Raw genomic sequence first — 26,428 nt, 5'->3', positions numbered from 1 at the left:
TATAGGCCAATTTCCCAGCATTTTGACCTTGCGCAAGTACCCTAGAAGCATGATTGATCTACATTCAGTTGATTTATGGGAACAAGCGGCGGTAGTTATCAATGCCGTGATAGCGGCAGTTCTTGGCTCACTCATCGGCTGGGAACGCGACCGGGCCGGTAAATCTGCAGGACCTAGAACTATGGCCCTGGTGTGCGCATCCTCTGCAGTAATTGTTGCTATTGGCGCTGTCATGGATGTCGAAGCTCAATTTGGCGACCCAACCCGTGCGCTGCATGCAGTTATAACTGGAATTGGTTTTCTTGGCGCGGGCTTAATTTTCACAAATACTCGCGCAGGTTCTTCTGGAATTGGTGGCGTCACAACAGCTGCAACTGTTTTTGCAACAGCAGCAGTTGGTGTGGGCGTAGGACTGGGCTTTCAAGTAGCTGCAGCAGGTTTAACTCTAGTTATTTTGATTATTTTGCGATCAACGCAAGTTATTGAGGCAACAACAAATCGGCATGACTAGCGCTTGTTAATTTTTAGTACAACATTTCGATCAGTTGGTCGTCCTAACCACCAATCAATTCCATGCTTTGCGCCAAGCTCTGGTCGCTTTTGCCAGACGTTAGCGCTAACGGTTCGAGAAAGTGCGGCAATTTCTAGGGGGGTAGTAGCAGAGCCATGGTCAGTTCCGGCTGCATGATCAACAACAGTTAAACCAAAGTAAAAGTCACCAGATGCATCGGTAACCATTTCAACTGTGCGAGATTGCTGTGGCCAATCTGCATGGGATGCAGTTTCAATCTGCCAGAAACCACTTACTTCTTCTACATCACCAATCCACTCAACATGGTGGCGGTGTTCATGACCAGCTAGCCATGCAATCACTTTTGGATATTTGAGTAACATTTCACGGATTTCATCAACGCATACTCGACGGCCACTCGGCGCATAATCATTAAACATTGTGCTCAAAGGATGATGTGAAGCTAAAACGACAGGCCTATCGGATGCAGCAACTTCCTTTTCAATCCAAGCAAACTGCTCTTCATCCAAAGAACCCTGCCAGCCACCGAAGTGATTGACGCTATCTATAACAATCAGTTTTACGCCCTGCACAAGCATTGAGTAATACATTGTCTTATCGCGAACGTTATCTGTGCTAAATCCATGACCACGTGGAGTACCTGGTGAATCAAGGTGTAATTGTGCATATTCACCGCGCTCAATTGCGCGACGCTCTATCTCTGCACTTACTTCAACATAAGGTGCATCATCTGCAGCAAGGTATCCAGCTGGGCCAACTTCACCGAACTGCATCAATGTTTCAAAGAGATTTGCAGAAGATGGCAGACCTATATAGCGCTTACCGCCAACCATCTCCTTATTTACTACAGGGGTAGGTGTAACTGTTCCTTGCAAAAGTGCATCATGATTGCCGTGCACGGCATACCAAGGAAAATTTAACCCAGTTGCTTTAAAAGGTGTGCGACAAGAATTTAGAAGATTAGGAATGATTGGGAATCCATACTTAGCACGGGCTTGATCATCTTCTTTTCCTGCAGGAGTTCCATGTGGATGCCAATAGCGAACGTCGTAATGTTCTGATCCATCATCAATGACGCCCTCATATTTTGAAAAATCACCTGAATCAGGACGAATCTCTAAGCCATCTAGTAAAGCTAAATACCAATCAACTTCATTTTTCTGTGCGTTATCAGTTGTGTCTCCCGTAATAATCGCTCCAACAATTTTATGCCCAGACAAAGGTCCAACAGTGATTGAGTTAAGTGATTGCACCATTGATTCAACAACATGTGGTGACAACATCGCATGTGGTCGGTAAGTACCAATGGTTCCCACTTGTGCACGAATTGGGCTATCAGGATCGGCGTGACGATCTAAATACTCTGGCCGGGTAGGAGATTGTGCATCGCAGACATGTAGATCAGAGAGGTGATGTAGAACTAAGAGAGGTGTGCTCGATGCGGGAAAGGTATGTCCACAATGTGGTTCAGCGGCCACGTTTACAAGGTTGCGCCAGCCCAGTGAGTTCGCTTCTCCACGAGCAAATGCCATAGTCAGTATCCTAGCCAAGTGGAAAGCAAAGCCGGAAGCATCATCGTCTTAAGTGGCGGCACGAGTTCTCGCTTTGGCGCAGATAAATCCCAAGCAATATTGGGTCATCAGCAGTTGATTCACCACATACTCGCAAGCGTTCCAGGAGAATTTGAAATCATCGTGGTGGGAGCAGATCCATTATTTACTGGAGCTCCATACCGTTGTGTCCAAGAAAATCCAGTTGGTGGTGGGCCAGTAGCAGGCATCGCAGCTGCACTCGAGCTGTGTGAAAGTGAGATTGTTGGAGTTCTTGCCACCGATATGCCTTTTGCAGCAGCCCACATGATTCATTTATTAAGTGCAATGACTTCACATGATGATGCGCTTATGTATGTTGATTCACAGGGCTTTAAGCAACCTCTAGCTGCCCTCTATCGACGCGAAGCGCTAGAGAGCGCGCTGTCTAAAATTGGCAATCCCCACGGTGCATCTATGCGAACTTTGATTTCACATCTAAATGTTCATGAAATCCAAATGAGTCCAGAGATTGAAAAAGCCATGATTGATGTTGATACTCCCCATGATTTAGTAGTTGCCATGGAATACCTGGCAAAGATATGAGCGCACTTATAGAGGGAAGTTGGGATGATGCTCGTGGGATAGCACAGTCCACGTTTAAGCAGCTGAAATCAGAATCCTTGCCAGTTGCGCAATGTGTTAACAGAACTTTGGCCGTAGATGCCAAATCACTCGTTGATCTTCCAACCTATGCAACTTCTGCGATGGATGGTTATGCAGTCAGTGGTCCTGGCCCTTGGAAAATAGTGGGTGAAGTAAAAGCTGGATTGCCGATGAAAGGTGTACTCGAATCTGGTGCAGCCGTTGGAATTGCAACAGGTGCAGTCATACCCGAAGGAACATTTGGAATCATTCGTTGGGAATCTGCACAAGTAGATGGAACAGAGTTAAACGGGGCAGTAGTTAAAGATCAAGATATTCGACCACCAGCCCATGAATGCAAAGCCGGCGACGTGATTGTAAATAAGGGCACAGTGTTAAACCCAGCAATGATTGGTTTACTTGCCGCAGCAGGCTTTGATGAAATAGATGTTGTAACAGCGCCTAGAGTCGCACTTGTTTTACTCGGTGATGAAATTCAACTCAAAGGTATTCCACGCGATGGCTTAGTCAGGGATGCACTTGGACCACAGCTACCTGGCTGGTTAAACGCTATGGGCGCACAAATAATTAGTACCCAATACATTTCTGATCAATTAGATCTAGTGATCACTGCGCTAAAAGATGCTTGCGAAAAGGCAGATATCGTCATCACAACAGGTGGAACAGCGCAAGGCCCACGCGATTATCTACACAGCGCACTTGAAGCAGTTGGTGCCAATATTTTGGTTGACACTGTGAAAGTGCGACCAGGACACCCCATGTTGTTAGCGCGCAAAGGTGATGTTGCCATTCTTGGTCTTCCTGGAAATCCACAATCTGCAATCGTTGCACTTGCATCCCTTGGCCAACCAGTCATTGGTTCTCAACTAGGCCAGACTCACAAGAAGTTAGCAAAAGTCATAACAGCTAGTGAATTAAGCGCACCGCAAGATTTCACCCGTTTAATCATTGGAAATCTCATTGATGGTCAGTTCCATGTTGCGCCGTATTTAGGCTCTGCAATGCTGCGTGGATTAGCGCACTCTGATGGCTTTGCCATTGTTACGAAGGCTTTGACCGGTGTTGGCGAGCAAGTGCGCTGGTTAGACTTACCGGCATGAGCGATGGATTAACCCACCTAAATAGTTCAGGTGAAGCCAACATGGTTGATGTGACTGGCCGTGATGTAACGGTGCGCGAAGCAGTGGCATCAGGAAAGGTAAAACTCTCCAGCGAAGTTGTTGCACTGCTTCGTGATGGCACAACACCTAAGGGTGATGTTCTATCTACCGCTCGAATCGCTGGAATCATGGCCGCCAAGAAGACAAGTGAGTTGATTCCACTATGTCATCCCATAGCAATAAATAAGATTTCTATTGAACTAGCAATTACTGATACAGGTGTAGATATTTCCTCACATGTGATTACTTCAGATCGCACTGGTGTTGAGATGGAGGCGTTAACTGCCGTAAGCGTTGCAGGCTTAACAATTATTGACATGATTAAAGCCCTAGATCCATCTGCAGAAATTAGCGCTATTCACGTTGATTCAAAATCCGGTGGAAAGAATGGCGATTGGAAGCGCAAGTGAGTATGCGCACCGCAGTTGTAATCACGGCAAGTAATCGTGCATCACGCGGGGAGTATGCAGACTTAAGTGGTGAATCACTTGCCAAAGGTCTTACCGCTCTTGGCTATGAAGTCTCTGGACCACATGTAGTTGCAGATTCCATTGATTTAATCTCAGAGCAACTTACTTTGGCCCTAGCAGATAAAACTCGTCTTATAGTCACAACAGGTGGAACAGGAGTCTCTCCGACAGATGTAACACCTGAAGCAACTGCCCCGTTTATTGAAAAGCTCATCCCAGGCTTTAGCGAAGCACTTCGTGCTCATTCGCGCGAAAAGGTTCCAACATCTGATCTAACAAGAGGTTTAGTCGGAACACATGGAACGTCACTAATAATTAATCTGCCTGGTTCTCAGGGAGCAATTAAAGATGGCCTAGTAATCATCGAACGTTTAGCGGGCCATATTCTCGATCAGCTCGATGGCAAGGATCACTAATGCCAGAGCTTGTTTATGCAGTTGTTACTGATGCACCCGTCCATATTCAGGAATTGTCCAAACTCGTTGCTAATCCACACAGCGGCGCAGTAGTGACATTTTGCGGAGATGTTCGAGACCATGATGGTGGCAAAGAAGTCGCATCACTTCTTTATGAGATTCATCCAAGTGCTCCAGAGCAAATCAAACTGATAACACAATCGGTAATCGGTCGATTTGAGATTGAAAAAGTAGCTGTTGCCCATCGTTATGGGGATATTGCTATCGGTGAAACAGCATTTGCCGTGGCAGTTTCTGCCGCTCATCGCCAAGCTGCCTTTGATGCCTGCGCTGCAATAGTGGATGAAGTTAAAGCCAAGCTGCCTATTTGGAAGCACCAAAAGTTCACTGATGGCAGTGATGAGTGGGTTAACTGCGCATGAGCAAACTTATTGATACCTATGGCCGCGAGCACCGCAATCTTCGCGTTTCACTGACTGATCGTTGTTCACTTCGCTGCACCTATTGCATGCCCAATGATTTTGCCGCATGGATTCCCAATGATGATTTGCTGACCACTAATGAACTTCTCACTGTTATTGAAGTAGCCGTAGAACAAGGAATTAATGAGGTTCGCTTAACTGGTGGCGAACCTTTGCTTCGCCCAGATATTGTTGAAATTGTTGACCGTATTGCCGGCCTTGCTAACGCCCCGCGTTTGACTTTAACTACCAATGGTTTGAAGTTAAAGGAATTAGCGCAGCCCTTAGCAAAAGCTGGATTGAATCGAATCAATATCAGCTTGGATACATTAAGCCGCGAGCGTTTCAAAAAACTGACTTATAGGGACCGTTTTGATGATGTCATCGAGGGATTAGATGCTGCCAAAGCTGCAGGGCTGTTTCCCATTAAAGTAAATACGGTTTTGCTTAAGGGGATAAATGATGATGAAGCACCAGCGCTGTTGGAATGGGCGCTAAAGAATGAATTTGCATTACGATTTATCGAGCAGATGCCGCTTGATGCTGGTGGAATTTGGGACAGAGCAACAATGGTGACTGCCGATGAGATTTATGCAGATCTATCCACACACTACGAATTAACTCCAGTGGATGGACGTGGTTCAGCACCTGCTGAGGAGTTCTATATCAATGGCACACAAGCAACAGTTGGAATTATTGGCAGTGTGACAAGGCCGTTTTGTGGGGCATGTGATCGCTTGCGCTTAACATCTGATGGCCAATTGCGCTCATGCTTATTCTCAAATGAAGAAGTTGATGTGAGAAAAGTGTTGCGAGATGAGAACAAGGATGAAGCAGCAAAGCGAGTGGAAATAGCGGCCCGCTTCCAAAAAACCGTGATTAGCAAGCTACCTGGCCACGGTATTAACGATCCCTCTTTTATTGCACCGCTTAGGCCAATGTCAGCAATTGGTGGTTAGCCACCTGCAAAACGTGGCAGGACATCAATAAAGCTGCCGGCATGAACAGGCATATCCATGTCATTGACCGCAACTGAATCAACTAAGAATGAGCATTGATCAATAACGTGAGCTAACGCTGGATTACTGGCAGTGACTTGTGTGAGGATCATTGAGAGTGATGCTGGATTTGCGCGCTCAACGCTTACTCCAGCCGCGGCTCGCGCAGCTGCAAAGTAGCGAATCTCTATATCCATAGCCATAACTGCATTGTATGGTTACCCAATGCTCGAGTACATCATTATCTTCTTCACTGGCATCCTTGTCGGTGGAATTAATGGAATGGCTGGGGGAGCATCGGTTATCTCTTACCCAGTCCTACTCGCAACAGGAATGTCGCCGGTAAGTGCGGCCATTTCAAATGCCTTAGGTGTGACACCAGCAAACTTCTTTGCACTCATCGCTGTGCGCCATCAAATGCGTGCTTACTTTCAGGAATACAAGAAACTCATCTACATATCTATTGCTGGTTCAACGATTGGTGCACTCTTACTGCTCAATGTGCCACCAGGTGTATTTGAAAAGATGGTTCCTTTTCTTCTTCTCTTTGCCAGCTTGTCATTTTTGATTAAAGCTAAGCCTGATCGCGGTGCCAGGCATGGCCTGGTTGAAAAGATAGGAATTGCAGGAAGCGGTTTGTACTGCGGTTACTTCGGTCCAGGCCAAGGCGTGATGGTGATTGCTGTCCTTGCCCGCGACATCAGACGCGATCCCAAGACACTGAACACTGCTAAGAATTTAATTGTTGGCTGGACCTCTTTGGTCTCTAACGTCATCTATATCTTTAGCGGATTGGCCCATTGGGGAGCAGTAATCGCTCTATTAATAGGTGCCAGCATTGGTGGAACCTATGGGGGACGCTATGCGGCGAAAATGCCAGTGGCCGTCTATCGAGGGTTGATTCTCACCGTGGGCTTTGGTGCCTCAGCCTGGCTATTTACCAAGTACTACTAAGGCTAAAACCACCCCCTCGCGCCCCTTTTCATTGGTATATCACTGATATATCATCGCCGATGTGAGCCAAGCTATCCATATTCTCTCTAGAGAGAGCTCCTCCTTATCCGAGGCGGCCTATAGTCGTATTCGCTCAATGATTATTACGTTAGAACTTGAACCAGGATCACTCATTAGTGAGAGTGCATTGATGAGCACATTAAAGATGGGTCGCACACCCATTCGTGAAGCTTTGCGCTCGCTGGCAAATGAAAAGCTTGTTGAGGTTTATCCACGTCGTGGCATGTTTGTTTCCCGTGTTGATGTTGCAAATCTTTCACAGCTCTCTGAAACCCGAGCAGTTCTTGAGATTAAGGCTGCAGAACTTGCTGCCACTCGATCAACTGCTGCTGACCAAGAGATTACAAAAGCATTAATTAAGGAAATCAACGCAATCAAAGGTGATTTAGATATGCCAACTTTGATTGGGTTAGACCAGCGAATTCATCATCACATCTACCAATGCACCCACAATGAATTTCTAGCATCAGCCCTTGATAACTACTACGCCCATGCCCTTCGCATCTGGTTCTTAGCCCTTGATCGCGTTGAGCATTTAGCTGATGCAATTATCGAACACCGAGCTTTACTAGAAGCAATCGCAAGTAATGATCCAAAGGCAGCATCAAAGGCAATGAAAGAGCACGTTGAAGGTTTTGAATCAGAAATCCGTAAGTCTTTATAACCACCACCAACAGAAAAAGGAAATGAAGCTATGAGTAAGTTACCTGCAAAGGCAAAGTGCGTTGTTATCGGCGCTGGAATCGTCGGCAACGGTATGGTCTATCACCTTGCAAAGCTCGGTTGGAAAGACATAGTCCAGATTGATAAGGGACCTCTTCCTAACCCTGGTGGCTCAACTGGCCACGCATCTAACTTCATCTTTCCTGTGGATCACTCAAAAGAGATGACTGCAATTACGGCTGAAAGTATGCGCCAATACAAAGAGTTTGGAACTTTCACTGAAACGGGTGGAATTGAAGTTGCACGTTCAGAAGAGCGTATGCAAGAGCTGGCACGTCGTATTACATCTGCAAAGTCTTGGGGAATCGAAGGTGGTCGAATCCTTACTCCTGCAGAAGTAAAAGAATTAGTGCCATACATCGATGAAAGCATCATTTTAGGCGGGTATTACCAGCCAACTGTGGGCGTCGTTGACTCACTTCGCACAGGAACAATCATGCGCGAGAAAGCACAGGAGATGGGCGCTGCGCAATCATTTGCCAACGTTGAAGTTCAAGACATTAAGGTTGAAAACGGAGTTGTAAAGGCAGTTGTTACCGATCAAGGAACAATTGAAGCTGAATACGTTGTTATCGCTACAGGTTGCTGGTCACCAAAGCTAGCTGCAATGGCTGGAGCACATATTCCATTAACACCTGCAGTTCACCAGATGAAGGACATTGGACCAGTTCCATTCTTCAAAGACACCAAGGGTGATATTGAATGGCCAATCGTTCGTGACATGGATGTGTTCATGTATGAGCGCCAACATGGAACTGGACTTGAAATTGGTTCCTATGCTCACCGTCCAATTCTCTACACACCAGATGACATTCCTTCAAATGCAACTGCAGCTCTTTCTCCAACAGAGTTTGCATTTACTCAAGCAGATTTCGATATCCAAGATGAGCATGCCTATGAATTGATGCCATCTATTGTTGGAGATGAATCAGTGCGTGAGAAGTATGCATGTAACGGAATTCTTTCTTACACACCAGATGGAATGCCTATTCTTGGCGAAACTCCAGAAGTTAAGAATCTGTGGTCGGTTGCTGCGGTCTGGATTAAGGAAGGTCCAGGAACTGCAAAGTCTGTAGCTGAATGGATGGTTCTAGGAGATTCACATATTGATCTTCACGCATCAAACATTGCTCGCTTCCATGAGCACCACAAGGAAGAGAAGCACATTAAGTCTCGTGTGGCTGAATCATTCAACAAGACTTATGGAATCGTTCACCCACTTGAGCAGTATGAATCAAATCGTAAAGTACGCCTGTCTCCTTACTATGAGCGCGAAGCAGCTCTCGGCGCTGTCTTCTATGAGACTGCCGGATGGGAACGTCCGTTCTGGTATGAATCCAATAAGGATTTAGTTGCAAAGTTTGGCGACAAAGTAATGCCACGTGCTGCTGAATGGGAATCACGTTGGTGGTCACCAATTATCAATGCAGAGCACTTACAAATGCGTGAGACAGCAGGAATCGTTGATTTAACTGCCTTTGCATACTTTGATATCACTGGCCCTTCAGCTTTGGCTGTTGTACAAAAGGCAGCCCTGCGTCAGATGGATGTTGCTATTGGCCGCGTTGTTTACACACCTGTACTTGGTCCAAATGGTGGATTTAAATCAGATTTAACAATCATGCGTCTTGATACCGATCACTTCCGCGTTGTTACCGGTGGTGCACACGGTATGGCAGATAAGAAGTGGTTTGCTGATTTATTGCCAGCCGACGGCTCTGCAAAGATCAAAGACATTACTTCTGACTACACCACCCTTGGTGTGTGGGGTCCAAATGCTAGAAAGATTGTTCAAGAAGTTACATCTGAAGATATGAGCCATGAGTCATTTAAGTTCAGTACTTGTAGAGAGATTGAAATCAAGGGCGTGAAAGTTCTTGCATCTCGCATTTCCTACGTTGGCGATCTTGGCTGGGAGTTCTATGTTCCTATGGCTGATGGTCCTGCTCTTTGGGATGCGCTCTGGGAAGCTGGAAAGAACCATGGATTAATTCCAGTTGGAATTGGTGTGTATGGAACTACTGGTCGTCTAGAGAAGTGCTACCGCGCATATGGACCAGAGCTTGAAACTGAATACACAGTAGTTGAAGCTGGAATGCAATCTCCAAAGCTCAAAGAGGCAGATTTCATTGGTAAAGAAGCGCACGTAAAGCACCGCGCTGAAAAGCCAGTTGCAATGCTGTGCACACTCTTTGTTGATGATCACACATCATCTACTGGTGTGAAGCGCTACATGATGGGTAATGAGCCAATCCTTACATTGGATAAGAAGCCAATTACAGATGCACATGGACGTCGTTCATATGTAACGAGTGCTGGTTCTGCTCCTTCCCTTGGTAAGCACATCCTTATGTCTTACCTTCCAACTGAGTTAGCTGTTGCTGGAAACAAGTTCATCGTTGAATATCTTGGTGAGCACTATCCATGTTCAGTAGCTGAAGTTGGCCCAACATCAGTATTTGACCCATCAAATGAACGGATCCTTGCATAATGGACGTACTTGTCTGCCTAAAGCGCGTTCCACTAGCTGGTGGAACATTGATTCTGACTCCAGATTCACGCGATATCGAAACCAAGCATTTAGGTTTTGGTATTAGTCCCCATGAGGAAAACGCAGTTGAAGCTGGTGTTCAACTCGTAGAACAAATGGGTGGAACACTGACTCTGCTTACTCTTGGACCTAGTGATGCTGAAGAACAACTACGTTCACAGCTAGCTATCGGTGCCACTCGCGCCGTGTTGATTGAAACCGATGGACAAGAGTGGGATCCACAAGGAACTGCTGCTGCTCTAGTTGATGCAATCAATGCCGAAGAGACAAAGTTTGACTTAATCATTTTTGGCGCAGAATCTGCTGATAGTGCTGGATATCAAATCCATATCCGTGTGGCGCATGCACTCAATCGCCCGATTATCACCAACGTTAAATCAATGAAGGTAGAAAATGGCGTTGCTGTGTGTGATCGCGTGGTTGCTGCCGGACGTGAGCATTATGAAGTTGCACTTCCTGCAATTGTCACCGTGCGCGATGGATTAAACATTCCACGTTATCCATCAGTGCCAGGTCGCATGCAAGCGCGCAAGAAGCCAGTTGATATGAAAAAGGCTGAAGCAAGAGTTCCTAAGTTAGAAAAAGTTACTTTGGCACTTGCACCTTCTAAGGCAAAAGGCGCTGAAGTTTTAGGTAATGGCGCAGATGCAGTTCCTGCACTGGTAGATATCTTGAAAAAGATTGGGGCTTTCTAATGATTCTTGTACTTGTAGATCATGACCGTGGTGAACTAGATCAACTCTCACTACGCGCACTCACTGCAGCCCGCAAGTTAGGTCAAGATGTTGAAGCAATTGTTATCGGTAAAGAAGGCGCAGCACTTGCTGGCATCGTCGGTGAATATGGCGCAAAGGTTTTACACGTTGCCTCTCATGCCAACCTCACTGATTACACACCAATGGCATCTGGTCGTGCCCTTAAAGACTTAGTTGAAAAGCTAAAGCCATCAGCTGTGTTAGCCGCTGGAAGCCCACGTGGAAATGAACAGTTAGCGCATTTAGCTGCTTTTCTAGACCTTCCAATGGCAGCTGAGTGTTCAGAGATCACTTTAGGTTCACCTCACCATGTGCTTCGTGCACGGTGGGCAGGAAATCTCATTGAATCTGCAAATGTTCACGCAGAGCTCTTGATTGCAACTGTTCTAGCATTTTCAACAGAACCTGAATCTGCCAATGGTGGAGCCGCAACTGTTGTTGACTTCGAACCAGCGTTAGAGCCTTCTGACTATGCAGTTAAGGTCTTAAGTCGTGATGCTGGTGAATCTAAGGGTGGAGTAACACTCAATGATGCCAAGGTAATCGTTTCTGGTGGACGTGGTGTTGGTGGCCCAGATGGGTTTGGTCAGATTGAAGAACTTGCTAATTTGCTTGGGGGAACAGTTGGTTGTTCTCGCGTTGTAACAAGTTCAGGATGGCGTCCACACGCTGAGCAAGTAGGACAGACAGGAACAAAAGTTGCACCAGATCTCTATATCGCAGCTGGTATCTCAGGTGCGATGCAGCACATCGCAGGTATGAAGAACAGCAAGACAATCGTAGTAATCAATACAGATCCAGAGGCTCCAATTCTCAGCTATGCAGATTACGCAATCATCGGTGATCTGCATCAGGTAATACCTGCGCTAACCAGCGCAATTCGCCAAGCCAAGGGATAAAAAAATGTCAGATATCGAAATTGCACAAGCTGCAACAATGAAGCCAGTCACCGAAATCGGTGCCAGCTTAGGAATTGATGCAGATAACTTAGAGGCTTATGGAAAGTACAAGGCGAAGGTAAACCTTAAGTACTTAACTACACTTCCAAAGCGCGATAACTCAAAGTTGATTTTGGTAACTGCCATTAGCCCGACACCTGCAGGTGAAGGAAAGACAACTACAACTGTTGGTCTAGGTGATGCTCTACGTCATATTGGCAAGAATGCAATGATTGCTTTGCGTGAACCATCTCTTGGACCAGTCTTTGGAATGAAAGGTGGAGCAGCAGGTGGCGGTTACGCCCAGGTTGTTCCTATGGAAGATATCAATCTTCACTTCACTGGAGATTTCAACGCTATAGCACTTGCAAACAACTTACTTGCAGCCCTTATTGATAACCACATCCACCATGGTAATGAATTAGCTATCGATATTCGCCGTGTCACATGGAAGCGAGTAGTAGATATGAATGACCGTGCTTTGCGCGAAATCATTCAATCCATTGGAGGCGTTGGTAATGGATACCCACGCAGTGATGGCTTCGACATCGTTGTTGCCTCTGAAATCATGGCAATCTTCTGTCTTGCAACTTCGATTGAAGATCTAAAAGAGAAAATCGGCAAGATTGTTGTTGGTTACAAGCGCGATAAGACTCCGGTATTGGCCTCTGAGCTCAATGCACAAGGTGCAATGACTGTGATCTTAAAGGATGCTTTCCAGCCAAACTTGGTGCAAACATTAGAAAATACACCAGCCTTTATTCACGGTGGACCATTTGCCAATATCGCCCATGGTTGCAACTCTGTTGTTGCTACGACTTCTGCCATGAAGCTAGCTGACTATGTTGTTACTGAAGCTGGATTTGGTGCAGATCTTGGTGCTGAGAAGTTTATTGACATTAAATGTCGCAAATCTGGACTACGTCCTTCTGCTTGCGTATTGGTTGCCACAATTCGTGCAATCAAATACCACGGCGGCGCAGACCTAAAGACAATCACAGAGGAGAACTTGCCAGCACTTGAGGCAGGTCTTGTAAATCTTGAGCGTCACATTAATAACATCACTAAGGTTTATAACCTTCCTTTAGTTGTTTCCATCAATAACTTCACAAGTGATACAAAGGCAGAAGTTGATCTTCTTCGTTCGCGTGTTGAAAAGCTTGGCGTGAAGATTGTGCTTGCAACTCACTGGGCTGATGGCGGTAAAGGTGCTGCTGATTTGGCACATGCCATTGTTGAACTATGTGAGCAGCCACAATCAATGACTTTTGTTTATGAAGATAGTGATTCGTTGTGGGAGAAAATCAACAAAGTAGCCACCAAGATTTACGGGGCTAAAGAAGTAACAGCTGATGCCAAAGTGCGCCTCAAGCTCAAGGAGCTAGAGGCATCTGGCTACGGGCATTTCCCAATCTGTGTGGCAAAAACGCAGTATTCCTTTAGTACTGATGCAGCATTGCGCGGTGCACCAAGTGGACACTCCATCAATGTGCGCGAAGTGAAACTTTCAGCAGGCGCCGAATTTATCGTGATGATCTGCGGAGAAATCATGACAATGCCAGGTCTTCCTAAGGTGCCATCAGCTGAGCGCATTGATTACATCGATGGAAAGGTTGTTGGTCTGTTCTAATGAAGTATTCGACTTGGTCACAAGATGCGGCGTTAGCCGTTCTTGCGACCCTGCGCGATGAAAAAGGAGCAGTCCTCATGGCCTTGCAAGCTCTGCAAAAAGAGTTTGGTTATGTACACAAGGAAGATGTGGCTTTAGTTGCTAATTTCTTCAACAACACTCGGGCTGATGTTCACGGAGTATTAACGTTCTATCACGATCTACTTACCGAGCCACCAGCTGATAACCATATTTCTGTCTGTGTGGCAGAGGCATGCCAAGCGGTGGGATCTCGCCAGTTAGAAAAAGATGTGAAAGCCAAGTTTGGCAAAGAAGTCCATGATGGTTACTGCTTTGGTAACTGTGCATTAGGACCTAACGCCATGGTGAACGGGGCAATTATTGGACGTGCCAGCGTTGAAAAGATTGCAAAGGTGCGCACATGAAGATCTATGTTCCAGGCGATAGTGCCGCAATTTCAGTTGGGGCAGATGATGTTGCTGCAGCAATTGCACAAAAGGTAAGTGGCGCAACAATTATTCGCAATGGTTCACGCGGTGCGCTGTGGTTAGAGCCAATGGTGGAAGTTGAGACGGATAAGGGCCGCGTTGCCTATGGACCAGTAAACGTTGAAGATATTGATTCACTTATTGCCGCCGATTTCATAAATGGTGGTGCTCACAAATTATCTTTGGGTGAGAGCGAGAAGATTGAGTGGTTAGCTAGCCAAGATCGTGTGACCTTCAAACGCGTTGGAATCATTGATCCACTTTCACTTTCTGACTATGAAGCACATGGGGGATTAGTTGGCTTGCGCCGTGCTATTTCACTGAGCACAGAAGCAATTATTGAAGAAGTAAAAGAATCAGGCGTGCGCGGACGTGGCGGGGCTGGATTTCCAGCTGGCATTAAGTGGAAGACGGTTGCCGATGCAGTGAGTGATCAGAAATACATTTGTTGCAATGCTGACGAAGGTGACAGCGGAACTTTTGCCGACCGTATGCTCATTGAAGGTGATCCATACACACTCATTGAAGGCATGACTATTGCAGCTATTGCTGTGGGTGCCACAGAAGGCATTGTCTACTTACGCTCTGAATATCCTTACGCAATCAAAACTTTGCAAAAGGCCATCGATATTGCTCATGCATTCGGCTGGCTTGGAAGTTCAGTTCTTGGAAGCAAGCATGCATTTGAGTTAAAGATTCGCGTGGGTGCTGGTTCTTATGTGTGCGGTGAAGAAACTGCAATGTTGGAGAGTATTGAAGGAAAGCGTGGAGTGGTTCGTGCCAAGCCACCACTGCCAGCACTAGAGGGTTTGTTTGGCAAACCAACTGTTATCAATAACGTGTTAACACTTTCAACAATTCCTGCAGTGTTGGCAGATGGTGCACCGGCATATAAAGCACGTGGTGTTGGCAGATCACTTGGAACACAGGTTTTCCAATTAGCTGGCAATATCAAACGGGGTGGAATTGTTGAAAAGCCTTTTGGTATATCGATTGAAGAGATCGTCAATGGCTATGGTGGGGGAACATTGAGTGGTGCGCCGCTACGCGCTGTTCAAGTCGGTGGTCCGTTAGGTGCTTACTTTGGAACAGATAAGTTTGAAACGTCTTTAGATTATGAATCCATGTTGGCAGCTGGCGGAATGCTCGGACATGGCGGAGTAGTTGTATTTGATGATTCAGTAGATTTAGCGCAGCAAGCCCGCTTTGCAATGGCATTTTGCGCTCTTGAGTCCTGCGGTAAGTGCACACCATGCAGAATCGGTTCCACGCGCGGTGTTGAGACAATCGACTTAATTATTCAAGGCGTGAAGGTGGATGAGAACAAGAAGCTTCTCTTGGATTTATGTGAGGTTATGACCGATGGATCGCTGTGTGCCATGGGCGGTTTAACCCCAATGCCAGTAAAAAGTGCGATGATTAACTTCCCCGAAGATTTCACTGGAGAGGTGAGTCGACGATGACAATGATCCACGAGCATGACTTTGGTACGCCGGCTAGCAATAAAGCCCAACAAGTCAGCCTTGAAATCGACGGGAAATCAATAACAGTTCCGGCAGATACGTCCATCATGCGCGCAGCATCAATGGTGGGAATTGATATTCCAAAGCTCTGTTCAACTGATCGTCTAAAGGCTTTTGGTTCATGTCGCTTGTGTGTAATCCAAGTAGATGGACGCAACGGAACTCCTTCTTCTTGCACAACTCCGGTTGCAGATGGAATGAAAGTTGTTACCCAATCTGAAAAGCTAGATCGACTTCGCAAAGGTGTCATGGAGCTCTATCTCTCTGATCACCCAGCAGAGTGCGCAACAGGGGATGAGTGCGAAGTCCATGGAGTTGCAAAGAAGATTGGAATTACGGAGAGCCGCTATGCAGCAACTTCTACTCACCTTGATATAGCAAAAGATGAGTCCAATCCATATTTCACGTTTGATTCAACTGAGTGCATTGTTTGTAATCGATGTGTGCGAGCATGTGATGAAGTCCAAGGCACCTTTGCATTAACAATTGAGAACCGCGGCTTTGAAGCACGCGTTTCATCCTCTGGCACATCATTTCTTGAAAGTGAATGCGTTTCTTGTGGTGCATGTGTTCAGGCTTGCCCAACTGGTGCATTAACTGAAAAGACTCTTTTAACCATCGGCGCACCAACATCCTCTGTCATTACAACCTGTGCTTACTGTGGGGTTGGCTGTTCCTTCAAAGCCGAGATGCGTGGAGACAAGTTAGTTCGCATGGTTCCGCTCAAAGATGGCGGCGCAAATGAAGGCCACTCTTGCGTTAAGGGCCGCTTTGCTTATGGCTATGCCACTCACTCAGATCGCATTACAAAGCCAATGATTCGAAATGCAATCACAGATGCCTGGAAAGAAGTTTCATGGGAAGAGGCGATTTCCTTTGCGGCGGCAGGTTTAAAGAAGATTCAGGCCGAATCTGGCCGAAATGCAATTGGTGGAATTACATCTTCACGCTGTACCAATGAAGAAGTATTCGTAGTCCAGAAGATGGTCCGTGCAGCTTTTGCTAATAACAATGTTGATACCTGCGCTCGTGTGTGCCACTCACCAACAGGTTATGGACTTGGTCAAGCATTTGGAACATCAGCTGGAACGCAGGATTTTGAGTCTGTTGAGCACAGTGATGTGATCTTGTTGATTGGTGCTAACCCAACATCTGCTCACCCAGTATTTGCATCACGCATGAAGAAGGCCCTTCGTAAAGGCGCTCAACTCATTGTCGTCGATCCACGCGTTATTGCCCTTGTTCGCACACCAGGTGTTGTTGCAGCCCATCACTTGCAGCTAATGCCAGGGACAAATGTTGCAGTGATCAACGCACTGGCTCACGTCATTGTTACTGAAGGTTTGGCAAAGCGTGACTTTATTGATGCACGATGTGAGGAGAAGTCATTTAAGGAGTGGGAAGCATTCATTTCACTTCCTGAGAACTCACCAGAAGTACTAGAAGCATCTTCACGTGTTCCAGCAGGAGAGATTCGCAAAGCTGCACGCTTATTTGCATCAGCTCCTAATGGCTCTATTTACTACGGTCTTGGTGTAACAGAGCACAGTCAAGGTTCAACAATGGTGATGGGTATTGCAAACCTTGCCATGGTTACAGGAAACATTGGCCGTAAAGGTGTTGGAGTTAATCCACTGCGCGGACAAAACAACGTTCAAGGCTCATGCGATATGGGTTCATTCCCACATGAGCTACCTGGCTACCGTCACATTTCAAATGCAGATACCCGCAAGATTTTTAATGACAAATGGGGCGTCACATTAGATTCAGAGCCTGGAATGCGTATTCCAAATATGTTTGATGCAGCACTTGCTGGTAACTATCGTGGACTCTATGTTCACGGTGAAGATATCGCCCAGTCTGATCCAAATACCTCTCACGTTCACGCAGCACTTCGCGCCATGGATATGGTCATTGTTCAGGATCTATTCTTAAATGAGACTTCTAAGTTTGCACATGTCTTCTTGCCGGGTACATCATTTTTAGAAAAAGACGGAACTTTCACTAACGCAGAACGCCGTATTAACCGTGTTCGACCAGTAATGAAATCGGCAACGGGAAAGAGTGAATACGAAGTCACTTGTGATCTTTCTACTGCCATGGGCTATCCAATGTCTTATGGCAGTGGGGCCGAAATCATGGATGAGATTGCAGCAACAACACCAACATTTGCTGGAGTTTCCTTCAAAAAGCTTGATGAGGTTGGAAGTTTGCAGTGGCCATGTAATGAGGCAAATCCTGAAGGAACTCCAACTATGCACTTGGAGACTTTCATGCGTGGCTTAGGTCAGTTCATGCGCACTCCTTATGTTGCAACAGATGAAAAGGCGACACGTAAATTCCCGCTCTTGCTCACTACTGGCCGTGTATTGAGCCAGTACAACGTGGGAGCTCAAACGCGTCGCACAGCCAACAACATCTGGCATACCGAAGATATTTTGGATCTGCATGAATCAGATGCCGAGCTACGCGGTGTTACCGATGGTTCTTGGGTCAAACTCTCTAGCCGTGTGGGCGAAACAATCATGCGTGCGCGAATTACAGATGAAGTCCCTGCTGGAGTTGTTTACACAACTTTCCACTTCCCAGAAAGTGGCGCTAACGTCATTACAACTGATTTCTCTGACTGGGCAACGAACTGTCCTGAATACAAAGTAACTGCTGTTGAGATTACTCCTAGTGCCCAAGGCCCAGGTGCAATGATTGAGACTCATATTGATGGAGATGTTCAACTAGCATCAATTATTCGTATGGCTAATCAGATTGCCGCAAACTTTCCGGCAACAGATGCTCCTGAAGTTAAAATGGCTCACCACATAGTTCAGTTCTGGACCCCAGTAATGATTGAGCGTTTACACAAAGATGTTGATAAATCTTTACTCTCACCAATTGCCCTAAAGGCTCTTGAAGTTATGTTAGTTGCTAAGTAATTCTTTGACTTGCTGAGCTAGCTGCCCGTAACCAACGTTTTGAATCTCTAGAGGCAAACCAATACTTGCTGCAGCTTGTGCGGCGAGTTCTTCTAATTCTTTACTTGGTTGCTGGGCCAACCAGATCACTCGTGAGTAGTTTTTGAAGTAATCATCGCGAAGCTCAGGCCGCTTATCTAAACCCAGTTCAACCATGACACTTCGATGAAATGACTTAACAAGAAAGTCTGTCAAAAAGTAGGTACCAGCATCTGATTCCATGATCTCTTCGATCTTTTTGGAACCTGCAAAGATGTCATAGCAATGGTTTCCACCTAGACGCTTCACGCCATGGGTTGCAATGACCGTGTCGAGTGCTCCATATGTTCCACAGTCAGCGTATGCAACTGCGCACTTTGAATGCTTGCCTTTGATTTCAGTGAGCAGCGAATCAACTTCACCGGCAATCTTTTCTGGACGATTGTGGAGCAAGGGAGGAAGAGGATAGATAGTGATATCGAGTGATTCTGCCTCTGCAATATCGGCAATATGGGTAGCAAGTGCCCCGCAGGCAACTACGCCAACGCTCATGCAGGAAAAGCGAGACGTTCAACGAACTTATCGTTGAAATCTTCGCGATCAGATAATTCGATGTAGTCAATTGCTTCCAGTAAAGATTGTGCGCCATTTCGCTCTTGGGCAGATAGCAAAACCATCTTTGCGCCTTCTCCTGCAACGTTACCTGCAGACATAATGCGCATCACTGAAAGCTTTGGAACTAAACCAATTTTGACTGCAGAAGAAGGGGATAGGTAAGAACCAAAAGAGCCAGCAAGTAGTACTTGCTGAATTTCAGATTCCTGCACACCAAACTCTTCAAGCAGTAGCGCCCAACCTGTGGCAATAGCAGCCTTTGCAAACTGAAGTTCGCGCACATCACGCTGAGTGAGAAAGACGCAATCAGATAGATCGCCCACTTCTTTGCTCCAAGTAAGAACAAAGACACGCTCACCCTCGCGAGTAACCAAACGGCTAGCAAGTTTTGGCGAAATAGTTAGCGCTGCTTCATCTGAAACAAACTTTCCTGAGTGATCAAGCAAGCCCACTTGAACTAGAGATGCACATGCATCAACTAATCCTGAACCACAGATACCAACTGCAGGAGTGTCATCAATAGTTCCAATTTCAAGCTCGCCATCAACAACCTTGATCGTTTCAATTGCACCAGATGCTGCTCTCACGCCGCATTTAATGCTGGCAGCTTCAAAGGCAGGACCGGCAGGGGCAGCGGTTGCAAGAATCTTGTCACCATCGCCTAAAACAATTTCACAGTTAGTGCCAACATCGATGAACAAGCGCAGGCGCTTATCGCGATCCATTCCAGAGGCTAGAGCGCCAGCGATGATGTCTCCACCAACATAGGCACCAAGTGAAGGCAAGATAACTGCCTTTGCAAGTGGATGAACTGCAATGCCAATCTCTTTGACATCAATATTTGGATAGTAAGCACTTGCCATAATAAATGGAGCAACGCCTAGCGGTTCTGGATCAATGCCAAGGAGAAGCTGCGTCATTGTGGCATTGCCTGCGATTGCTAATTCATAAACATTGTGAGGATTAACTCCGGCCTCAACACAGACCTCTTGGGTCAGTTGATTAAGGGTTTCTTGGGCTAATCCACTCAGTTTTGCCAGCGCATCAGGATCTAGCATCGTTGCACTAATGCGTGTGATCACATCTGCGCCAAATGGTTGCTGCTTATTAAGCATTGATTTAACGGCTACTGGAGTTCCAGTATTGAGATCAAGCAGAGTTGCCACAACAGTTGTTGTGCCTAAGTCATAAGCAATGCCATAGCGAAGGCCGGTTGTGTCGCCAGCTTCAATACCTAAAAACTCTTGATCAACAAAGACGGCAGTTACTTTGTAATTGGATGCTCGCAAGATGCGGGGGAGCTCTCGCATCGATGCAAGGCTTGCATTAGCCTCAATGTCATCAACGGCATCAAAGATGCGCACAATGTCGGTGCGTTGATCAGAAAGAGATGGCTCTTCCAATTCGATGTAACGCTTTTGAACTGCTGGGCGCAAAATAACCTGTCGGCCAACACCTACAGTTGCAGCTTTTGGACGGGTAGTAAGAGCTGGAACATCTACTGAAATATCTTTAGCTGTGCGCACTAAACAGGCAAGGCGCCAACCCTCTTTGATTTCAGTTGCAGTAAAGGCACGAAAATCTAACTTTGATGGTTCAACATCTCCTTCAGTAACTTTGATACGACACTTTTTGCATGTGCCATAACCACCACACGTTGAATCAATACCAATTCCATTCCACGATGCAGCATCAAATGCGCTCACACCTGTTGGAACGGTAATTGTTTTCTGAGATCCAATAGATCCATCTTTTTCAAGGGATGTGAAGGCAAGCTTGACTCGCCCTGTACCGTCATGCGTTGGTATCAGGGATGGGTCTAACTCTTTTTTACTAATAATTAATTCCCTTCAGCGGCAGCTTTTGCTGCCTCCATTGCGCGATAGCGCATAATCCAATTTGTTCCCCAAGGATCAAGACCAAGGAGCAAGTCAGCAGCACGAACAGATTCAACAATTGCCGGCGTACGAGAATCCATAACAGCACTTGTTAATCCCATTGCCATAGCTGCTGGCAAAAAGGCGGCATTGAGAGCATGGCGATGTGGAAGACCAAATGAGATGTTCGATGCACCAAGAGTCATGTTTAGACCGTATTTTTCACGGATTAAATAGATAGTTTCTAGCGTGTTTTTCACTGCATCTGGATCCGCGCCCACAGTCATTGCAAGTGGATCGATAACAAGATCTTCTAGAGGAATGCCGTGCTTTTCAACAGTACGAACAATCTTCTCAACGATAATCATGCGCTCTGCAGCAGTTTGTGGAATGCCAGTTTCATCATTAGGAAGAGCAATAATGGCTGCGCCATGCTTTTTAATTAAAGGAAGCACGAGCTCCATACGATCATCTTCACCTGTAACGCTATTAACTAACGCTTTACCTTGGTAGGTCTCAAGTCCAGCCTGAAGGGCTTCGATAACAGATGAGTCAATACACACAGGAAGGTCTGTGAGTGATTGAACCAAAGTGATTGCTTTTCTCAGCAGTTCTGGTTCATCTGTTAGTGGAACACCCATATTCACATCTAGTACATCAGCACCACCTGCAACTTGGGCTGCCACGTCTTTTTCAATGGCAGAGAGATCGCCCGCACGAAGTTGCTCTTGAAACTTCTTCCGACCTGTTGGGTTAATGCGCTCACCGATAATACAAAATGGCTGGTCATGGCCGATCGTTACGGTTTTGCCAGGTGAGGTCAGGACTGTGTGCATAGGGGCTCCTAGTTAGTTTCTTGGTTTCTGTCCGAGGTCGTACATAAAGCGGTCTAGCGAATCATCATGTCTAAAATCTGTAACGTGTAAACCACGCACTGACGGCAAAGTCATTGCATGCTTTGCTAGTTCCACAGTCAATTTGTATGCCTCTTCAGCTTGATCAGCAGCTGATGAAACCCGATTGATTGTGTCCTGTGGAATATCGATTCCAGGCACTTTGTCATGCATAAATGACATTGGCTTGGCACTCTTAACCAAAACGATAGTTGGAATCAATTTTAAATCAGGAGCAATCTTGGCTACGCCAGCACAGAACTTTTCAAGGCGTTCTGGGTGATAACAAATCTGAAGCTGAAGATATTTTGCACCAGCGCGATACTTCTTAAGCGCGCGTTCAATTCGATAATCAAATGGGGGAGCAGCTGGGTTTTCAACTGCGCTGATGTAGAAATCTGGGGCAGGATCGATTTTGCGCCCTGAAAGGTATTTGCCAGTAGTGATAATTCGGGCGATATTGATTGCTTGAGTGCTATCGATATCAAAGACTCTGCGGGTTTCAGGCTCATCACCGGCTGTTACATCATCACCAGTGAGAAGAGAGATGTTTTCAATTCCATGCAGTGCAGCGCCCATCATGTCGGCTTGAATAGCTAGACGGTTCTTATCGCGGCAAACAATCTGCATGATGGGTTCAATTCCATGCATTTTCATGGCAATAGCAGAGGCAGTATTTGAAGCATGGGCATGTGCTGCTGGGTTATCAGTTGCGTTCACGCCAACAAACCACGGTGCTAAACGAGCAGCGTTCTTAACTACCTTAGCCATTCCGCCACCATCAAGTGATGGGAATTCAGCGGTGAAGACAACTTCGTTAGTGTTTTCTAACTTCTCGCGCATCTGTGACATTAGTGCGCACCATCTGTTGTTGACCAACCAGCAGGTGTTTGCTGATCGCGCTTTGTAACCAAGTTAATCCACGATGAAGATCCTTGGAGGCGCATATCTACTGGAGGACGTAGTTCGTTGAAGTGGTCTTTCCATACTGTTGGCAAAGGCAAGAAGACTTTACGGTCGTATGCCTTAAGCCACACACATTGCATATCTGGAATAACTTCACAATTACCGTTTTCGCGAACGCCACCACAAGGTCCGTTGCGAAGAGTCTTTGGACATGTCATAGGACATGTCATACCTGTTGAGTGCAGCACGCACTGTCCACACATGCGGCAATCCCACACGGGTTTCTTGATGACATGCTCAACGAAAGGTAGAAGTTTTTTTAACACAACGAAAGCCTATGCACTAACCGTTGCGCGCTTTTTAGTGATGAGATCCTTAGCAATACGCACCGCTGTTGATGCATCTGCAGCAAAACCATCAGCTCCAACTACATCGGCATATTCCTGAGTAACAGGTGCGCCGCCAACCATGATGATTACTTGGTCACGCAGTCCAGCCTTAGTAATTTCATGAATGTTGACCTTGAACATGGGCATTGTTGTTGTTAAGAACGCTGACATACCAACGATGTCTGGCTTGTGCTCAATAATTGCGGCAACAAACTTCTCAGGTGGTACCTGAACACCTAGATCGATAACTTCAAATCCAGCGCCTTCGAGCATGATATTTACAAGGTTCTTGCCAATATCGTGCACATCGCCCTTCACTGTGCCCATTAAGAACGTTCCAACAGTCTCAGCACCAGTTTCAGCTAGCAATGGGCGCAGCACGTTAAGTGCTCCTGACATTGCCTTTCCTGAAATAAGCATCTCTGGAACGAAGAAATCTCCGCGCTCAAAACGTGCACCAACTTCTTCCAATGCTGGAATCAGTGCATCAAAGAGAATGGCGCCAGGCGTCATTCCATCTGCAATGCCTCGGTTGGTCAGTTCGAGAACTGCTGGAGCATTTCCGACAAGGGTTTCGTCAAAGAGAGCTTTGATAATCTCGTCATGTGTCATGCCGCACCTATCTTTCCATCGTGGTTTGCTTGAAGTGTTGCGATTTCATCAATAATCATGTCACCGATCTTGATGAGATCTTTCTGAGTCAATCGAGTTGATGGACCAGAAACTGAAATTGCACCAACTACGCGGCCATCGTGCTCGCGGATAGGTGCTGCTACTGCTACTAAACCTTCTTCTAACTCATCAATGATGAGGGCGTAGCCCTTCTTGCGCACAGTTTCTAACTCTTCGAGTAGCTTGGTGCGAGAAGTGATTGTCTTTGATGTGCGCTTTTCTAAGCGACCTGCAGGAATTGTCACTGCTGCATAGGCAAGTAGAACTTTGCCAAGTGCTGATGCGTGATATGGAACAGACTTACCAACCCAGTTGGTTGCAGATAAGAGGTATTGACCATCCACCTGATCGATTAACTTGAGGTCACCATTGCCTGCAACTGCCAAGTTAGCTGTCTCACCTGTTCTATTTGCTAGAACTTCCAAGATTGAATGCATGCGTGCAACAAGAATTGAGTCATGGTTTTGCCCACGTGCAAATTGTGTGAGAACAGAGCCGGCGATATAAGCACCGTTGCGATCGCGCAGCAATAATCCTTGGCGCTCAAGTGCACTCAAGATTCGAGATGTTGTGCTCTTTGGTAAACCATAAATACGAGCAAGTTCAGTAAGAAGTGGAGGAGTCTGTGATTCCAAAATATGAATCAAGAGTGAGGATGCGCGATCAATTGCTTGCGTGCCGCTATGAAGTTCGGCCATCTCACACCCCCTTAGAAGGTTTCACTATATGGAACCATAGTTCCATAACTTAAGAGTATTCTCGTGCGTGTTCAAGGTCAATAGCGCCACAACGCTATTAATATCGAACCACTACTACAGGTGAGGAATTAACCGTGAGCTTTATTAACAAGATGCCCCGCTATGAAATCTTGAGCGAAGAGTCGATGGCAACGCTGACCCTTGGTTGGAAACGCATTGTCTCTGAAATCGGTATCGAGTTCATGAGCCCTTGGGCAATCGATCTATTGCGCGAAAACGGTCAGACTGTAGAAGGCGATAACGTTAAATTTGATCCTGAATGGATCTTAAAGCAAGTTGCTAAGGCTCCAAGTCAATTCAATTTGCAAGCACGCAATCCAAAGAACAATGTTCAAATTGGTGGAGACTCAATGGTCTTCGGTGGTGTGTATGGCCCACCATTCGTCCGCGAAGGCGATGTTCGTCGCGATGCGACTTTCAAGGATTATGAGAATTTTTGTAAGTTAGCACAAAGCTATGACGCACTAGATAGCGTCGGTGGTGTTGTCTGTGAGCCTAATGATTTGTCTCTAGATTCACGCCACTTGGATATGGCATATGCAGCGGCAACTCTGACCGATAAGTTCTTTATGGGTAACGTTGTAACTGCGCAGAACGCGAAAGACGTTATTGCAATGTCTGAAATTATCTTCGGTGGTCGCAAATCAATTGAAAATACTCCAGCGTTAATCTCGTTGATTAACTGTAATTCACCTCTTCGCTGGGATGATCGCATGCTCGATTCATTGCGCGAATACGTTCTTGCAGGTCAACCAGTTGTGGTCACACCATTCCTTTTGATGGGTGCAATGAGCCCAGTAACAATTCCAGCAACACTTGCACAGCAAATTGCTGAAGCCCTCACCGGAATTGCTCTTGCTCAAACTCTTAATCCAGGATGCCCAATTGTCTTTGGTTCATTCCTTTCCAACATTGATATGCAATCAGGCTCACCTCAATTCGGTACACCTGAGTCAGGTATTGGCCTGCTTTGCACCGGCCAGATTGCACGTAGCTTTAACCTTCCTTTCCGTGGAGGCGGCGGCTTGAACTCCTCACAAACTGTTGATGCGCAATCTGCTTATCAAACAATGATGACGATGATGCCTACATTCTTATCTGGAACTAACTGGGTCATGCACACAGCTGGCTGGTTAGAAGGCGGACTCGTCTCTTGCTATGAGAAGTTCGTTGTTGACATTGAAATCCTTCAATCGCTGATGACCGAGTTCACCCCGCTTGAATTTAACGTTGAATCCCTAGCCTTTGATGCTCACGTTGAAGTTGGCCATGGCGGTCACTTCCTAGGAGCAGCCCACACCATGGAGCGATTCCGTGACTGTTTCTACCGTCCGTTCCTAACAAATAGCGATAACTATGAGCGCTGGATGCGACTTGGGGCAAAGGACACAAAGGCACGCGCCTCTGAGATTTATATCAAGAAGCTTGAAGAGTATGTGCAACCAGAGATTGATCCACGTATGAAGCAAGAACTCGATGAGTTTGTGGCAAAGCGCAAGAGCCAACTAGATTAAGT

General features: G+C 46.2%; 26 protein-coding genes. 17 read left to right on the top strand and 9 right to left on the bottom strand.

What is annotated here, in order from left to right:
- Positions 1-49 precede the first annotated feature (49 nt).
- Positions 50-511 (top strand): MgtC/SapB family protein, encoded by a 462-nt coding sequence (locus A7sIIA15_RS05070; RefSeq protein WP_095686083.1) that lies wholly within the window; start codon positions 50-52, stop codon positions 509-511.
- Here the strand turns inward: A7sIIA15_RS05070 and A7sIIA15_RS05065 are convergent.
- Positions 508-2,064: a TIGR03767 family metallophosphoesterase gene (locus A7sIIA15_RS05065; protein WP_095686082.1), complete on the bottom strand. Its 1,557-nt coding sequence runs from the start codon at positions 2,062-2,064 to the stop codon at positions 508-510. The genes A7sIIA15_RS05070 and A7sIIA15_RS05065 overlap by 4 nt on opposite strands.
- Before the next feature lie 18 nt (positions 2,065-2,082).
- Between A7sIIA15_RS05065 and mobA the strand changes: the two genes are divergently transcribed.
- Genes mobA through moaA form a run of 6 tightly spaced genes read left to right on the top strand, consistent with a single transcriptional unit; the run spans position 2,083 to position 6,193 of the window.
- On the top strand, positions 2,083-2,667 hold the full coding sequence (mobA, locus tag A7sIIA15_RS05060) for a molybdenum cofactor guanylyltransferase (RefSeq protein ID WP_095686081.1): 585 nt from the start codon (positions 2,083-2,085) through the stop codon (positions 2,665-2,667).
- On the top strand, positions 2,664-3,827 hold the full coding sequence (locus A7sIIA15_RS05055) for a molybdopterin molybdotransferase MoeA (protein WP_095686080.1): 1,164 nt from the start codon (positions 2,664-2,666) through the stop codon (positions 3,825-3,827). The genes mobA and A7sIIA15_RS05055 overlap by 4 nt, the downstream gene beginning before the upstream one ends.
- Entirely contained in the window at positions 3,824-4,297 is a 474-nt protein-coding gene (gene moaC, locus A7sIIA15_RS05050; RefSeq protein WP_095686079.1) for a cyclic pyranopterin monophosphate synthase MoaC, read from the top strand. Before A7sIIA15_RS05055 ends, moaC begins: the two co-directional genes overlap by 4 nt.
- A gap of 2 nt (positions 4,298-4,299) precedes the next feature.
- Positions 4,300-4,773, top strand: a complete 474-nt coding sequence (locus tag A7sIIA15_RS05045) for a MogA/MoaB family molybdenum cofactor biosynthesis protein (protein WP_095686078.1) — start codon at positions 4,300-4,302, stop codon at positions 4,771-4,773.
- Entirely contained in the window at positions 4,773-5,195 is a 423-nt protein-coding gene (locus A7sIIA15_RS05040; protein ID WP_095686077.1) for a molybdenum cofactor biosynthesis protein MoaE, read from the top strand. Before A7sIIA15_RS05045 ends, A7sIIA15_RS05040 begins: the two co-directional genes overlap by 1 nt.
- Positions 5,192-6,193, top strand: coding sequence for a GTP 3',8-cyclase MoaA (gene moaA, locus A7sIIA15_RS05035; protein WP_095686076.1), 1,002 nt, complete (start codon positions 5,192-5,194; stop codon positions 6,191-6,193). The genes A7sIIA15_RS05040 and moaA overlap by 4 nt, the downstream gene beginning before the upstream one ends.
- Here moaA and A7sIIA15_RS05030 read toward each other — a convergent pair.
- Positions 6,190-6,435 (bottom strand): MoaD/ThiS family protein, encoded by a 246-nt coding sequence (locus A7sIIA15_RS05030; protein WP_095686075.1) that lies wholly within the window; start codon positions 6,433-6,435, stop codon positions 6,190-6,192. The genes moaA and A7sIIA15_RS05030 overlap by 4 nt on opposite strands.
- 22 nt (positions 6,436-6,457) lie before the next feature.
- Here A7sIIA15_RS05030 and A7sIIA15_RS05025 point away from each other — a divergent pair, with 22 nt between their 5' ends.
- The 9 genes from A7sIIA15_RS05025 to fdhF all read left to right on the top strand — a co-directional run bounded on the left by A7sIIA15_RS05025 (position 6,458) and on the right by fdhF (position 18,784).
- The gene (locus A7sIIA15_RS05025; RefSeq protein ID WP_095686074.1) at positions 6,458-7,186 is read left to right on the top strand and encodes a sulfite exporter TauE/SafE family protein; all 729 of its coding nucleotides are present in this window, start codon (positions 6,458-6,460) and stop codon (positions 7,184-7,186) included.
- 61 nt (positions 7,187-7,247) lie between these two features.
- A complete protein-coding gene (locus A7sIIA15_RS05020) occupies positions 7,248-7,910 on the top strand; it encodes a GntR family transcriptional regulator (protein WP_223298238.1) in 663 nt (220 codons plus the stop codon).
- Positions 7,911-7,940: 30 nt separating this feature from the next.
- Complete coding sequence (locus tag A7sIIA15_RS05015; RefSeq protein ID WP_095686072.1) at positions 7,941-10,460, top strand: GcvT family protein; 2,520 nt, start codon at positions 7,941-7,943, stop codon at positions 10,458-10,460.
- Entirely contained in the window at positions 10,460-11,215 is a 756-nt protein-coding gene (locus A7sIIA15_RS05010) for an electron transfer flavoprotein subunit beta/FixA family protein (RefSeq protein ID WP_017955853.1), read from the top strand. The genes A7sIIA15_RS05015 and A7sIIA15_RS05010 overlap by 1 nt, the downstream gene beginning before the upstream one ends.
- The gene (locus A7sIIA15_RS05005; RefSeq protein ID WP_095686071.1) at positions 11,215-12,174 is read left to right on the top strand and encodes an electron transfer flavoprotein subunit alpha/FixB family protein; all 960 of its coding nucleotides are present in this window, start codon (positions 11,215-11,217) and stop codon (positions 12,172-12,174) included. The genes A7sIIA15_RS05010 and A7sIIA15_RS05005 overlap by 1 nt, the downstream gene beginning before the upstream one ends.
- A gap of 4 nt (positions 12,175-12,178) precedes the next feature.
- Positions 12,179-13,843: a formate--tetrahydrofolate ligase gene (locus tag A7sIIA15_RS05000; protein WP_095686070.1), complete on the top strand. Its 1,665-nt coding sequence runs from the start codon at positions 12,179-12,181 to the stop codon at positions 13,841-13,843.
- On the top strand, positions 13,843-14,268 hold the full coding sequence (locus A7sIIA15_RS04995; protein WP_095686069.1) for an NAD(P)H-dependent oxidoreductase subunit E: 426 nt from the start codon (positions 13,843-13,845) through the stop codon (positions 14,266-14,268). Before A7sIIA15_RS05000 ends, A7sIIA15_RS04995 begins: the two co-directional genes overlap by 1 nt.
- Complete coding sequence (locus A7sIIA15_RS04990) at positions 14,265-15,794, top strand: formate dehydrogenase beta subunit (RefSeq protein WP_095686068.1); 1,530 nt, start codon at positions 14,265-14,267, stop codon at positions 15,792-15,794. Before A7sIIA15_RS04995 ends, A7sIIA15_RS04990 begins: the two co-directional genes overlap by 4 nt.
- The gene (gene fdhF / locus A7sIIA15_RS04985) at positions 15,791-18,784 is read left to right on the top strand and encodes a formate dehydrogenase subunit alpha (RefSeq protein ID WP_095686067.1); all 2,994 of its coding nucleotides are present in this window, start codon (positions 15,791-15,793) and stop codon (positions 18,782-18,784) included. The genes A7sIIA15_RS04990 and fdhF overlap by 4 nt, the downstream gene beginning before the upstream one ends.
- Here fdhF and A7sIIA15_RS04980 read toward each other — a convergent pair.
- From A7sIIA15_RS04980 to A7sIIA15_RS04950, 7 genes are all read right to left on the bottom strand, one after another.
- Positions 18,770-19,354 carry a DUF1638 domain-containing protein gene (locus A7sIIA15_RS04980; protein ID WP_095686066.1) on the bottom strand — a complete coding sequence of 195 codons (585 nt, stop codon included), beginning with the start codon at positions 19,352-19,354 and terminating at the stop codon, positions 18,770-18,772. The genes fdhF and A7sIIA15_RS04980 overlap by 15 nt on opposite strands.
- Positions 19,351-21,159 (bottom strand): ASKHA domain-containing protein, encoded by a 1,809-nt coding sequence (locus A7sIIA15_RS04975; RefSeq protein WP_257789709.1) that lies wholly within the window; start codon positions 21,157-21,159, stop codon positions 19,351-19,353. Before A7sIIA15_RS04975 ends, A7sIIA15_RS04980 begins: the two co-directional genes overlap by 4 nt.
- 98 nt (positions 21,160-21,257) lie before the next feature.
- Positions 21,258-22,130 (bottom strand): dihydropteroate synthase, encoded by an 873-nt coding sequence (locus A7sIIA15_RS04970; RefSeq protein WP_095686064.1) that lies wholly within the window; start codon positions 22,128-22,130, stop codon positions 21,258-21,260.
- Positions 22,131-22,142: 12 nt separating this feature from the next.
- Entirely contained in the window at positions 22,143-23,039 is an 897-nt protein-coding gene (locus A7sIIA15_RS04965; RefSeq protein WP_095686063.1) for a methylenetetrahydrofolate reductase, read from the bottom strand.
- Positions 23,039-23,419 (bottom strand): methylenetetrahydrofolate reductase C-terminal domain-containing protein, encoded by a 381-nt coding sequence (locus A7sIIA15_RS04960; RefSeq protein WP_223298237.1) that lies wholly within the window; start codon positions 23,417-23,419, stop codon positions 23,039-23,041. Before A7sIIA15_RS04960 ends, A7sIIA15_RS04965 begins: the two co-directional genes overlap by 1 nt.
- Before the next feature lie 9 nt (positions 23,420-23,428).
- Positions 23,429-24,094 (bottom strand): cobalamin B12-binding domain-containing protein, encoded by a 666-nt coding sequence (locus A7sIIA15_RS04955; protein WP_095686061.1) that lies wholly within the window; start codon positions 24,092-24,094, stop codon positions 23,429-23,431.
- Positions 24,091-24,852, bottom strand: a complete 762-nt coding sequence (locus A7sIIA15_RS04950; protein WP_095686060.1) for an IclR family transcriptional regulator — start codon at positions 24,850-24,852, stop codon at positions 24,091-24,093. The genes A7sIIA15_RS04955 and A7sIIA15_RS04950 overlap by 4 nt, the downstream gene beginning before the upstream one ends.
- Before the next feature lie 134 nt (positions 24,853-24,986).
- On the opposite strand from A7sIIA15_RS04950, the gene A7sIIA15_RS04945 reads away from it, so the two are divergent.
- Positions 24,987-26,426, top strand: coding sequence for a trimethylamine methyltransferase family protein (locus A7sIIA15_RS04945; RefSeq protein ID WP_095686059.1), 1,440 nt, complete (start codon positions 24,987-24,989; stop codon positions 26,424-26,426).
- Positions 26,427-26,428: the final 2 nt, after the last annotated feature.

The sequence above is a fragment of the Candidatus Planktophila vernalis genome, assembly GCF_002288185.1.
GTDB classification, from domain to species: Bacteria; Actinomycetota; Actinomycetes; order Nanopelagicales; family Nanopelagicaceae; genus Planktophila; species Planktophila vernalis.
The sequence above is the reverse complement of the archived record's forward strand: the minus strand, read 5'-3'. Positions and strand labels throughout refer to the sequence as shown.

Bases quoted from the DNA above. Each gene is read 5' to 3' on its own strand.
- A7sIIA15_RS05070 (WP_095686083.1), top strand. From the start codon at position 50: ATGATTGATCTACATTCAGTTGATTTATGGGAACAAGCGGCGGTAGTT.
- A7sIIA15_RS05065 (WP_095686082.1), bottom strand. From the start codon at position 2,064: ATGGCATTTGCTCGTGGAGAAGCGAACTCACTGGGCTGGCGCAACCTT.
- A7sIIA15_RS05055 (WP_095686080.1), top strand. From the start codon at position 2,664: ATGAGCGCACTTATAGAGGGAAGTTGGGATGATGCTCGTGGGATAGCA.
- moaC (WP_095686079.1), top strand. From the start codon at position 3,824: ATGAGCGATGGATTAACCCACCTAAATAGTTCAGGTGAAGCCAACATG.
- A7sIIA15_RS05045 (WP_095686078.1), top strand. From the start codon at position 4,300: ATGCGCACCGCAGTTGTAATCACGGCAAGTAATCGTGCATCACGCGGG.
- A7sIIA15_RS05040 (WP_095686077.1), top strand. From the start codon at position 4,773: ATGCCAGAGCTTGTTTATGCAGTTGTTACTGATGCACCCGTCCATATT.
- moaA (WP_095686076.1), top strand. From the start codon at position 5,192: ATGAGCAAACTTATTGATACCTATGGCCGCGAGCACCGCAATCTTCGC.
- A7sIIA15_RS05030 (WP_095686075.1), bottom strand. From the start codon at position 6,435: ATGGCTATGGATATAGAGATTCGCTACTTTGCAGCTGCGCGAGCCGCG.
- A7sIIA15_RS05025 (WP_095686074.1), top strand. From the start codon at position 6,458: ATGCTCGAGTACATCATTATCTTCTTCACTGGCATCCTTGTCGGTGGA.
- A7sIIA15_RS05015 (WP_095686072.1), top strand. From the start codon at position 7,941: ATGAGTAAGTTACCTGCAAAGGCAAAGTGCGTTGTTATCGGCGCTGGA.
- A7sIIA15_RS05010 (WP_017955853.1), top strand. From the start codon at position 10,460: ATGGACGTACTTGTCTGCCTAAAGCGCGTTCCACTAGCTGGTGGAACA.
- A7sIIA15_RS05005 (WP_095686071.1), top strand. From the start codon at position 11,215: ATGATTCTTGTACTTGTAGATCATGACCGTGGTGAACTAGATCAACTC.
- A7sIIA15_RS05000 (WP_095686070.1), top strand. From the start codon at position 12,179: ATGTCAGATATCGAAATTGCACAAGCTGCAACAATGAAGCCAGTCACC.
- A7sIIA15_RS04995 (WP_095686069.1), top strand. From the start codon at position 13,843: ATGAAGTATTCGACTTGGTCACAAGATGCGGCGTTAGCCGTTCTTGCG.
- A7sIIA15_RS04990 (WP_095686068.1), top strand. From the start codon at position 14,265: ATGAAGATCTATGTTCCAGGCGATAGTGCCGCAATTTCAGTTGGGGCA.
- fdhF (WP_095686067.1), top strand. From the start codon at position 15,791: ATGACAATGATCCACGAGCATGACTTTGGTACGCCGGCTAGCAATAAA.
- A7sIIA15_RS04980 (WP_095686066.1), bottom strand. From the start codon at position 19,354: ATGAGCGTTGGCGTAGTTGCCTGCGGGGCACTTGCTACCCATATTGCC.
- A7sIIA15_RS04970 (WP_095686064.1), bottom strand. From the start codon at position 22,130: ATGCACACAGTCCTGACCTCACCTGGCAAAACCGTAACGATCGGCCAT.
- A7sIIA15_RS04965 (WP_095686063.1), bottom strand. From the start codon at position 23,039: ATGTCACAGATGCGCGAGAAGTTAGAAAACACTAACGAAGTTGTCTTC.
- A7sIIA15_RS04955 (WP_095686061.1), bottom strand. From the start codon at position 24,094: ATGACACATGACGAGATTATCAAAGCTCTCTTTGACGAAACCCTTGTC.
- A7sIIA15_RS04950 (WP_095686060.1), bottom strand. From the start codon at position 24,852: ATGGCCGAACTTCATAGCGGCACGCAAGCAATTGATCGCGCATCCTCA.